Genomic DNA, 9,695 nt, shown 5'->3' with positions numbered 1-9,695 from the left:
CGGTGCTCGTGCGCGGTGTCGACACCCTGCGCGATGTCCGGCGACTGCGCGCCGATCGACACCGAGACACCGCAGGAGGCACCGTCGAAGCCCTTCTTGGAACTGTCGTAGCCGATCCTGAGCACGGCCTCGCGCACCAGGGTGGCGATGTCCGCGTACGCGGAGGTGGTGACCTCACCGGCGATGTGCACCTGGCCGGTGGTGATCAGGGTCTCCACCGCGACCCGGGAGGTCGGGTCCTGCCGGAGCAGGGTGTCCAGGATGGTGTCGCTGATCCGGTCTGCGATCTTGTCGGGGTGCCCCTCGGTCACGGACTCCGAGGTGAAGAGACGACGGGACACGGTTCCTCCGGTTGGTCGACGGCCGTGGACGGGGTGGGGCCTGCACAGCGTGGGAGGGCGTTCTTCAGTCCGGCTTCAGCCCGGCTTCAATCCGGCTCGGATGCGGGTCGAGGTACCCGGGGTGGCGAGAGCCTCAAGCCGTACCCGAGCGGTGCACCGCACGGTGCCAAGGTCCCCGTACGAAGTAGTGGAGAGAGGTGTCGATGGCTATGCGGACAAGCCGATCACCCATCCGGGTCCTGGTCATCGGCGGCGGTATCGGCGGACTCTGCCTGGCCCAGGGGCTGCGGCAGGCCGGTGTCGACGTCAGGGTGTACGAGCGCGACGAGTCCGCCGACGGACGGCGGCAGGGCTACCGGCTGCGGATCAGCCCCGAGGGCGAGGCCGGTCTGCGGGCCTGCCTGCCCGACCGGCTGGCGGAGTTGCTGTCCGCGACCGCGAACACCCGGGACGACAGCGGTCTGGTCGCCTACGACGAGCACCTGGTCGAGCAGTGGGCACCGGCCTTCGAGGATCCCCGGGCGGAGCTGCCCGACAAGATCGACGCCGTCGACCGGGTGACGCTGCGCCGGATCCTGCTGGCCGGTCTTGAGGAGGTGGTCCATTTCGGCAAGAACTTCCAGCAGTTGGAGCAGACGGCCGACGGCGGGGTGATCGCGCACTTCGAGGACGGCAGTTCGGCCCGGGGCGACGTGCTGGTCGCCGCGGACGGCACCAACTCCCGGGTACGGGCCGGGCTCCGGCCCCGGGATGTGCCGCAGGACCTCGGGATCCGCACGATCTTCTCGCGGATCCCGAGGGACGCGGCGATCGCGGCCGGCCTGCCGGAGGCGCTCCAGGACCGTTTCAGCTATGTGATCGGCACCGACGGGCACCACCTCGGTCTGATGCCGATGCTCTTCCGCGAGCGGCCCTCGCAGGCCGCCGCGCGGCTGTGGCCGGAGGCCGGGCTGGTCGACAGCGACGACTACTACATGTCGGTCTTCAACGTGCACCGGGAGGATCTGGGTGTCACGGACGAGGAGTTCTTCGGTCTCGGCGGCGAGGAGCTCTGCGCCCTGGTCATGGACCGCACCAGGAGCTGGCACCCGGACCTGCGGGAGATCTTCGCCTTTGCTCAGCCCGAGACCACCTTCGCCGTGCCGCTGCGGGCCACCCGGCCGGTGGAGGCCTGGGAGACCGGCCCCGTGGTGCCGCTCGGCGACGCGGTGCACGCGATGCCGCCGTCGGGCGGCGTGGGGGCCAACACCGCCATCCGCGACGCCGAGGCGCTGACCCGGCTGCTGGCCGCCGTCGACCGCGGGGAGCGCGAGCTGCTGGACGCGGTGGCGGAGTACCAGAAGGCCATGGTCGAGTACGCGACCGAGGGGGTGGAGATGTCGCTGCGGATCGCCCAGTGGTCGATCAAGAAGGCCAACGGCTGAGAACGGTGGAACGGGCGGGGCGGACCGGTGATGGTCCGCCCCGCCCGTCCGGTACCGCCGGAGGGTCCTACTCGATGCACGCTCCCTGGAAGGCGCCGATGTTGGGCGCCCCGTCGCTGCGCACCGGGGTGCCGTAGCAGTCGTAGCCGCCGTTGTCGTTGATCAGTACGCCCGCGCCGATCGCCGGGGAGCCGCACTTCAGCCGGTACCCCCACTTACCGGTGCCGGGAGCGGTGAACAGCGGGTCCGCCTTCACCGCGTGCAGGTCGCCGGCCGGCACGGGGTTGATGTTGTAGTAGAGGTTGTGGTCGAAGGTGCCCACCGAGTCGGTGATCGTCGAACCGTCCGACCTGCCGTAGAAGACGTTGTTGCGGTACGCGACCGAGGTCTGGCCGTAGTTGCCGATGAGTGCCTTCGCGACCGTGGAGTAGATCACGTTGTTGTAGAAGGCCATGTTGGTCTCGGTGACCCCGCAGCCGTTGAAGACGACCGGGAAGGTGATGCCGTTGTACGTGGCGTCGTGGTCGTTCTCGCTGACGTTGTAGCGGACCGTCGCACCGTCGGTCAGCTGCCCCGGCGCATCGCAGAAGGTCACGAACCCGCCGCCGTTGTCGTGGCTGTAGTTGTACTGGTACACGACGCCGGAGTCCGCACCGTCGACGTCGAAGGCCATCATGGGCGGCGAACTCGCGCCGTGGGACACCTCGTTGTACTCCATCACGGGCTTGTCCGAGTTCCAGGCCCAGACCCCGGAGTGGTACGCGGTGGCGCGCAGGCCGAACCCGTCGACCACGTTGTGGTCCATCAACGGGTTGACGCCGTTCTGGACGACGATCCCGTCACCGCCCATGTTCGAGAGGTGGTTCCCGGTGATCCGCACACCGGTCATCGGCACGAAGGTGTTCTCGCCCCCCGGGAACAGCGTGCGCTTCGACCACTGCGACTCGGTGGCGATGCCGTAGCCGTCGGTACCCGAGACGGTGCTGTTGGACACCTGGATCCCGTTGAAGCCGGTGGCGGTCTTCGACCCGGCGGCCTTGAGCACGATGCCGCCGCTGTCCTGCGAGTCGGGCCCGGTGCTGTCGATACCGGTCACGTCGTGCACGTTCACGTTGTCGATCACATAGTGACTGCCGGTGCCGTAGTCGGTCAGGAGCACGTAGATGCCGGTGCGCGCGGTGCCGTCCGCCGTGACCCGGTCCGAGATGTCGAGGTTGCGGAGCTCCCAGCCCTGCACGTTTTCGAGGAAGACCGCCGCGCGGGCGCCGCCGCCGTCGATGGCCGCACGCGCGGTGCCGCCGTACGAGTTGACGACGATCGGCTGGCTCGCCGTGCCGGATCCGTGCGGTGACAGGACACCCGTGCAGGTGGTGCCGCTGCGCAGCAGTACGGAGTCGCCGGGCTGGAAGGTGGCCTGGTCGACCCGGGCGAGGGTGCGCCACGCGGCCCCCGACGAGGTCCCGGCCGCCGCGTCGTTCCCTGCGGAGCAGTCGACGTAGTACTGCTGGCCGCCCGAGCGGACCGCTTGGGCCGCGCCGGCCGGTGCGGCGGCGACGAGCGGTGTGACGCACAGGGACAGGCCGACCGCCATTCTCAGGCCGGCACCGAGGGCGTCCTTGCGCCCTGGCGGCTTCCGGCGCGACGCCGCACGCCGCGCGCTGTTCGAACTCCAGGTAATACCCATACCAATGCTCCTACGACTGTGAACGTGGCGATCACGGCCCGCCCGCGGTTTCGGGCGGCAGGCGTGGTGTCAGCGAGGATGGAGTGACTCGGCTGACGATCGCTCAAGCGATGGCTGAAAAGGACTCGAGCCCGCGGCTCAGCGTCCGCCTGCGGGGTGGACGACCTGGCCGCTGATGTTCCCGTTCGCTGCGGAACCGAGGAAGACGATCAGCCGGGCCACCTCGTCCGCGGTGGTCAGGCGGCCGCTGGGGGTCTCGGCCACGGCCTTCTTCAACAGCTCGGGATCGACCGCGTCCAGACTCTCGGTCAGGGTGCCGCCGGGCGCGACCACATTGGCGAGCACGCCGTCACCGGTCCACATCAGCCCGCGCACAAAGCCGTGCAGGGACGCCTTCGCCGCGCTGTAGATCTCCGAGCCCGGGTTGCCGTGGGTCGCGGTGACCGACGACAGCAGCACGATCCGTCCCCAGCCGCGTTCGCGCATACCGCCCAGGGCCTGGCGCACCGTCCACAGGTGCCCCTCGACGTTCTCCCGGTAGCGGCTGAGCCAGAAGTCCATCGGGAAGTCCTGGTAGGGCACCATGTCCTCGGGGTTCATCCACACCCAGGTCTGGGCGTTGGCCACCACGACGTCGACCCCGCCCCAGCGGTCCTCGACCGCGCGTACCGTCTCCGCGATCGACACCGGATCGGCCAGGTCGTAGCGGAGCGCGCAGGCGCGGTCCGCGCCGCCGAGCTCCTCGACCAGTTCCTTGGCCGCCGTCTCCGACCGGTGGTACGTGATCGCGACCCGCGCGCCCTCCTCCGCGAAAACCTTCGCCGTCGCCCGGCCGATTCCCCTCGTGGCACCGGTGACCAGCACCCGCCTGTCCGCCAAACCCAGATCCATGACGCTTCCCCTCGTGCTCCTGCGGCGCGGCACCGACAGCCAAGCCGGCACCCACACCCTCGGGAACAGCACTTGAGAGCGGCTTGGATCACGCTGGAGCCGCGCTGGAGGGCGAAGGACCCTCGGCGGTGCGACCACCCGACCGGGGCGGTTGCCGCCCAGGAGTGGACACGCTGCCTCAAGGCCCCCTCAAGGCCGCCTCCACGCGGTCCTTGACCGGTTCTGAAGCGAACGAGGGCACAGTTCGCGCCACTTCGAGCGCTGTTCGACGAAAGGACTCCCGTGACTGCCCCTGCCTCAAGAGCGACCGCCGCACCGGCCACCGGCCGACTGCGCTGGTTCGCCCTCGCCGCGGTCCTGACCACCCACTGCATGGACCTGCTCGACGGCATGATGGTCAACACCGTCGCCCCGGTGATCCGCACCGGGCTGCACGGCAGCTACGCGGACCTCCAGTGGATGGCCGCCGGCTACACCCTCGCCTTCGCCTCCCTGCTGATCACCGGTGGGCGGTTGGGGGACATCTTCGGCCGCAAGCGGATGTTCCTGGCCGGCACCGTCGGGTTCACCCTCGCGTCGCTGCTGGCCGGTCTGTCCGTCGACCCGCAGATGATGATCACGGTCCGTATCGTGCAGGGCGCGTGCACCGCCGTGATGGTCCCCCAGGGCCTCGGCATCATGCGCGAGCTGTTCCCGCCGCGTGAACTGCCCAAGGCCATCGGCCTGATGGGCCCGGTCGTGGGCACGGCCGCGATCGTCGGCCCCGTCCTGGGCGGCGCACTGGCCACCGGCAGTCTGTTCGGGCCGGGCTGGCGCGCCGTCTTCTTCGTCAATGTGCCGCTGGGCGTCGTCGCGATCGTCGGCGGATGGAGGTTCATCCCCGACGTCCGGCCCGCCGACGGGGCCGGGGCGCGCCGTCTCGACGGGATCGGCACGGTGCTGGCCGCCGGGGCGATGGTCCTGGTCGCCTACCCCCTGATGCAGGGGCTCCAAGCCGGCTGGCCCGCCTGGTGCTTCGTCAGCATGGCCGCTGCGGTGCCGGTTCTCGCCGTCCTCGGCCTGCACCAGAGCCGCCGGGCCAGGACGGGCCGCGTACCCCTGATCGAGCCGGGGCTGATGCGCAACAGCCGGTTCGTCGCCGCGCTCGGGGTGGGTGTGCTGTACTACCTCGCGCTGAGCGGCATGATGCTCGCCCTCATGGTGCAGCTCCAGACCGGGCACGGCTTCACGGCTCTGGGCGCCGGTCTGGCCATGGTGCCGTGGACGCTCGGCTCCGCCGTCGGCTCCGCCGTGGCCGGGGCGGTGCTGGTCCGCAGGTGGGGCGGCCTGCGCACCTTGCAGGGCGGGCTCGGGCTGCTGGTCGCCGGGGCCGTGGGGGTGATCGCCGTCGTCTCCCGGAACCACGCGGTCACCACCTGGCAGCTGCTGCCGCCGCTGGTGCTCCTCGGACTCGGCATGGGCGGCGTGCTGACCCCCTACTACAACATCGCCCTCACCATGGTCTCCCTCCCCGAGACCGGTGCGGCCTCCGGACTGCTGAACTCCGTCCAGCAGTTGGGCAACAGCATCGGGGTCGCCCTGCTGGGCACGGTTTTCTTCAGCCGTATGACCGACCGTCACGGAGATGTCGACGGAGCTCTGCAGGTGACGTTCTGGCTCGCCGCCGGCCTGTTGGCGGCCGCGTTCGCGACGGCCTTCCTGATGCGCGGCCGGGCGGCGGGGACACGCCAGGACCACGGCTTCCCCGCGCAGCCGAAGATACCGGCGGACACCCGGGCCTAGGCCGACGGGCCCTTCCGGCGGGCGTCCGCCGGAAGGGCCCGGAAGGGCTCGGGCCGAAGGGGTCATCGGAGGGCGGGGCGGCTCATCCCCGCGTCGATGGAGTAGTCGGAGCCGGTGATGCTGGGCACCTTGCCGGATGCCAGCAGGACGACCAGGGTGGCGACTTCCTCGGGTTCGATGATCCGGCCGGTGGACAGGCCGGTCATCCTCGGCACGGCCTCGATGAACTCCTCCGGTGTGAGCCCGGCGCTGCGCGCGGTCTCCGGATTGGTCCACACCCGTGTCCGCACCGGCCCCGGCGAGATGGTGTTGATCCGGACGCCCTTGGGGCTGTACTCGGCGGAGAGCGACTTGCCGACGGTGGCGAGCGCGGCCTTGGCGGCCGAGTAGTGGCCGAGCCGGGGGTCGGCGAGGGTGGCGTTGATGGATCCGATGTTGATGACGGCCCCTTGGCGCTCGACCAGGCTGGGCAGCGCCTGACGAGTGGTGCGGATCGCGGTGAGGACGTTCAGTTCGAACGCCTCGCGCCAGGTGTCGTCGTCGATGTCGAGGAAGCCGGCGGCCAGCTTCACACCGCCGCCGACGTTGTTGACCAGGATGTCGATGCCGCCGAACTCGGCGAGCGCGTGCTTCACCAGGGTCTGCGCCCCCTCCTCGGTGACCAGGTCCACCGTGAGGGTGTGCGGGGTGGCGGCGAGCAGCTCCGGGCCGACGGTGCGGGAGCCGCCGAGAACCTGGGCGCCGGCGGCGGCGAGGGCCCGTACGCACGCCAGTCCGATCCCGCTGCCGGCTCCGGTGACGACGGCTTTCCTGCCGGTCAGGTCGAATTGCATGGGCTCTCCTGTGGGATGGGTTCGGGTTTCTCGGTGAAGCTGCGTTTCTCGGTAAAGAAGTGGCCGGTCGGCCCGTCGTCCGGGAGCGTCGCCACGTCGGCGATGAACCGCGCCGCGTCCTCGGGGAGTTGCTGCTGGGTCGGCATCATGCGGGTACGGACGCGTCCCGGGTTGACGGCGTTGACCCGGACGCCGGTGCCCTCGGTCAGGGTGGCCAGCATCGTGGTCAGTCCGTTGAGCGCGCTCTTGGAGAGCGAGTAGCCGGGGGTGCCGGCGAACAGCCGCCCGCCGAACTCCGCCGTGGTACCGCTGGAGATGATCAGGACGTGGCCGCGGCCCCGCCCGACCATGGACGGCACGAACTCCTGGATCACCCGCCAGGTCCCCAGCAGGTTCACCTGCAGGGTGCGCTCGACGAGATCCAGTGGCACGGTCAGCGGGTCGGTGCGCGCGTCGAGGAGCACACCGGCGTTGCACACCAGGATGTCGAGCGGTCCGGCCGCTTCGGCGGCGCGCTTGACGCTGTCCGGCTCGGTGGTGTCCAGGGCGTGCCAGCGCGCGCCGGGACCGAGGTCGCCGGCTGCGGCGCGGGCATCCTCGGCGTCGCGTGCGGTCAGCACCACGCCCAGGCCCCTGCGGTGCAGTTCGGCGGCGACGGCACGGCCGATGCCCCGGTTGGCGCCGGTGATCAGGGCGGTGCGGGGCTCGGCCGCCGAGTGCTCGTCGGTACCGGCGGTCATTGGTTCACGTCCACGTCACGGTCTCCAGGTGTCTGCCGGGTCAGCGGAAGCGCATGTGCAGGTGCTTGACGCTGTTCATGAAGTTGGTCTCAGGGCGGACGGGCGGGGCAGTGATCTCCAGCTGCGGCAGCAGGTCCACGGCGCCCTCCAGGAACTGCCGCAGCTCCATCACGGCCAGGCCGTTGCCGATGCAGACGTGCGGGCCGCCACCGCCGAAGCTGAGGTGCGGGTTGGGCGTGCGGGCGACGTCGAAGCGGTCGGGGTCCGTGAAGACCTCCTCGTCCCGGTTGGCCGAGCTGTACCACATCACCACCCGCTCGCCCTCGGCGATGGGCTGCCCGGCGACCTCGGTGTCGGTGACGGCCCGGCGGGCGAAGTGCGTCACCGGGGTGACCCAGCGGAGCACCTCGTTGGTGGCGGAGGGCAGCAGGCTCCGGTCGGCGCGCAGCCGGTCGAGCTGGTCGGGGAAGTCCAGCAGGGCGAGGACACCGCCGGTGACGGAGCAGTAGGTGGTCTCGCTGCCGGCGGTGATCAGCGTCGAGGCGAACAGGCCGACCTCGTCCGCGGTGAGCCTGTCCGGCAGGCCGAGCCGGCCGGCGCCGTTGAGACGGGCGTCCAGCAGCAGCGAGAAGCAGTCGTCGGTGGGGTGCTCGGCGCGGTGGCGGGCGAAGTCCAGCAGGTACTCGTAGATCTTCTGGAAGGAGTCCTGGCCCGCGGTGCCGTCGCCGTCGTACTCCTCGTCGCCGAGGTTCACCGTCTGCCGGGCCCAGCCGAGCATGCTGTCGCGGTCCTCGTGCGGGATGTCGAGCAGTTCCAGCAGCACCTCGAACGGCAGGCGCAGCGCGATGTCCTCGGCGAGGTCGAACGTGCCCTTGTCGCGGGCCTGGGCGAGCAGTGTGTCGACGATGCGGCGGATCGGCGCCTGGAGCGCGGCCAGCCGGGCCGGGGCGAACGCCTTGAACGTCAGCTTGCGGATGCGGGTGTGCTCGGGGCTGTCGAGGAAGGTGATGATGGGCGGGCTGGGGTCCACCTTCCGTATCGAGGTCATGGTGGTCGGGCTGGACGAGAAGGTCCTGGCGTCCCGGGAGACCGCGGCGACGTCCCGGTGCCGCACCAGGTGCCAGAGGCTTTCGCCGTCGGTGTCCGTGCCCCTGATCAGGCGGTCGGACCGGCGCAGCCGGCGGAAGTGGTCGTGGGGGATCCCGTTGCCGAAGGTCTTCGGATCCATCAGGTCGAGCTCTTGGGTGGTCACAGCCTGGGTGGTCACAGCCTGGGTGGTCGCAGCCTGGGTGGTCACAGCGCGCCCTTTCCTGCCGACTGCGCGGGCAGAGCGGCGCAGCAGTCGGCGAAGGCGAGTTCGTGGCGGATGCCTCGGGAGAAGTGATCGGTGATCAGCCGGCGCAGCCGGGGCGGGGACTGGTCACCGACCCGGTCGGCCATGTCGAGGAACGCCCGCACCGCGTACCGGTACGACTCCCCGGGGTGGTAGGCGGCGATCCAGGGCGCATAGCGGGTGCCCGGCTCGGCGTTGTCCCTGAGGTGGTCGGACACCTCGGCGTTGAACCACACCATGGGCAGCACCGCGCCCAGGCCGGCGTGGAAGGACGTCTCGGTGGCGGCCGTGAAGAAGGCCGTGTGCGCCACCACGGCCGGTTCGACGGGGGCGCGTTCCTCCAGCCCCGGCAGGCCCAGCTCGCCGGCGAGGCCGGTGTACGCCTCGCGCAGCCCGTCGCGGGCCTCCAGGGTGCCGACGACGGACTGTCCGAACAGCCTGGTGTCCGCGTCGTCGGGTGCGGCCGCCGCGCACCGGGCCAGGGCTCGGGCGTAGGACGGCAGCAGGAATCCGGTGTCCTGGCGGACGAAGCGGGCCAGCGCCTCGCCGGGCAGCGTTCCGTCCCGCAGTCCGGACCAGAACGGGTGGTTCAGCACCTCGTGCAGCACCGGTTCACAGATCTCCGCGAGTTCTTGCTGCAGCATCGCACTCCCTCTCGCCACGTCGT

9 protein-coding genes are annotated in these 9,695 nt (G+C 70.6%); 2 read left to right on the top strand and 7 right to left on the bottom strand.

Annotated elements, in window-relative coordinates:
• Positions 1 to 341 (bottom strand): S-adenosylmethionine synthetase N-terminal domain-containing protein (locus tag P3T39_RS30320; RefSeq protein WP_280702411.1); only part of this gene is annotated, 341 nt, incomplete at its 3' end.
• Between the two features lie 203 nt (positions 342 to 544).
• Here P3T39_RS30320 and P3T39_RS30315 point away from each other — a divergent pair.
• The gene (locus P3T39_RS30315; RefSeq protein WP_280702410.1) at positions 545 to 1,765 is read left to right on the top strand and encodes an NAD(P)/FAD-dependent oxidoreductase; all 1,221 of its coding nucleotides are present in this window, start codon (positions 545 to 547) and stop codon (positions 1,763 to 1,765) included.
• 67 nt (positions 1,766 to 1,832) lie between these two features.
• Here P3T39_RS30315 and P3T39_RS30310 read toward each other — a convergent pair whose 3' ends face one another.
• Positions 1,833 to 3,449 carry a right-handed parallel beta-helix repeat-containing protein gene (locus P3T39_RS30310; protein WP_280702409.1) on the bottom strand — a complete coding sequence of 539 codons (1,617 nt, stop codon included), beginning with the start codon at positions 3,447 to 3,449 and terminating at the stop codon, positions 1,833 to 1,835.
• Between the two features lie 138 nt (positions 3,450 to 3,587).
• Positions 3,588 to 4,340: an SDR family NAD(P)-dependent oxidoreductase gene (locus P3T39_RS30305; RefSeq protein WP_280702408.1), complete on the bottom strand. Its 753-nt coding sequence runs from the start codon at positions 4,338 to 4,340 to the stop codon at positions 3,588 to 3,590.
• 282 nt (positions 4,341 to 4,622) lie between these two features.
• Here P3T39_RS30305 and P3T39_RS30300 point away from each other — a divergent pair, with 282 nt between their 5' ends.
• Positions 4,623 to 6,122, top strand: coding sequence for an MFS transporter (locus tag P3T39_RS30300; RefSeq protein WP_280702407.1), 1,500 nt, complete (start codon positions 4,623 to 4,625; stop codon positions 6,120 to 6,122).
• 62 nt (positions 6,123 to 6,184) lie between these two features.
• On the opposite strand, the gene P3T39_RS30295 is transcribed toward P3T39_RS30300, so the two are convergent.
• The 4 genes from P3T39_RS30295 to P3T39_RS30280 are packed head-to-tail and all read right to left on the bottom strand — an operon-like array spanning position 6,185 to position 9,672.
• Positions 6,185 to 6,955, bottom strand: a complete 771-nt coding sequence (locus P3T39_RS30295) for an SDR family oxidoreductase (RefSeq protein WP_280702406.1) — start codon at positions 6,953 to 6,955, stop codon at positions 6,185 to 6,187.
• The gene (locus P3T39_RS30290) at positions 6,940 to 7,695 is read right to left on the bottom strand and encodes an SDR family oxidoreductase (protein ID WP_280702405.1); all 756 of its coding nucleotides are present in this window, start codon (positions 7,693 to 7,695) and stop codon (positions 6,940 to 6,942) included. The genes P3T39_RS30295 and P3T39_RS30290 overlap by 16 nt, the downstream gene beginning before the upstream one ends.
• A gap of 40 nt (positions 7,696 to 7,735) precedes the next feature.
• Positions 7,736 to 8,992: a cytochrome P450 gene (locus P3T39_RS30285; RefSeq protein ID WP_280702404.1), complete on the bottom strand. Its 1,257-nt coding sequence runs from the start codon at positions 8,990 to 8,992 to the stop codon at positions 7,736 to 7,738.
• Positions 8,989 to 9,672, bottom strand: a complete 684-nt coding sequence (locus tag P3T39_RS30280) for a TenA family transcriptional regulator (RefSeq protein ID WP_280702403.1) — start codon at positions 9,670 to 9,672, stop codon at positions 8,989 to 8,991. Before P3T39_RS30280 ends, P3T39_RS30285 begins: the two co-directional genes overlap by 4 nt.
• Positions 9,673 to 9,695: the final 23 nt, after the last annotated feature.

It is taken from the genome of Kitasatospora sp. GP82, from assembly GCF_029892105.1.
In the GTDB taxonomy this organism is placed as follows: Bacteria; Actinomycetota; Actinomycetes; order Streptomycetales; family Streptomycetaceae; genus Kitasatospora.
Note: the sequence above shows the minus strand (reverse complement) of the source record. Positions and strands in the feature narration are given on the sequence as shown.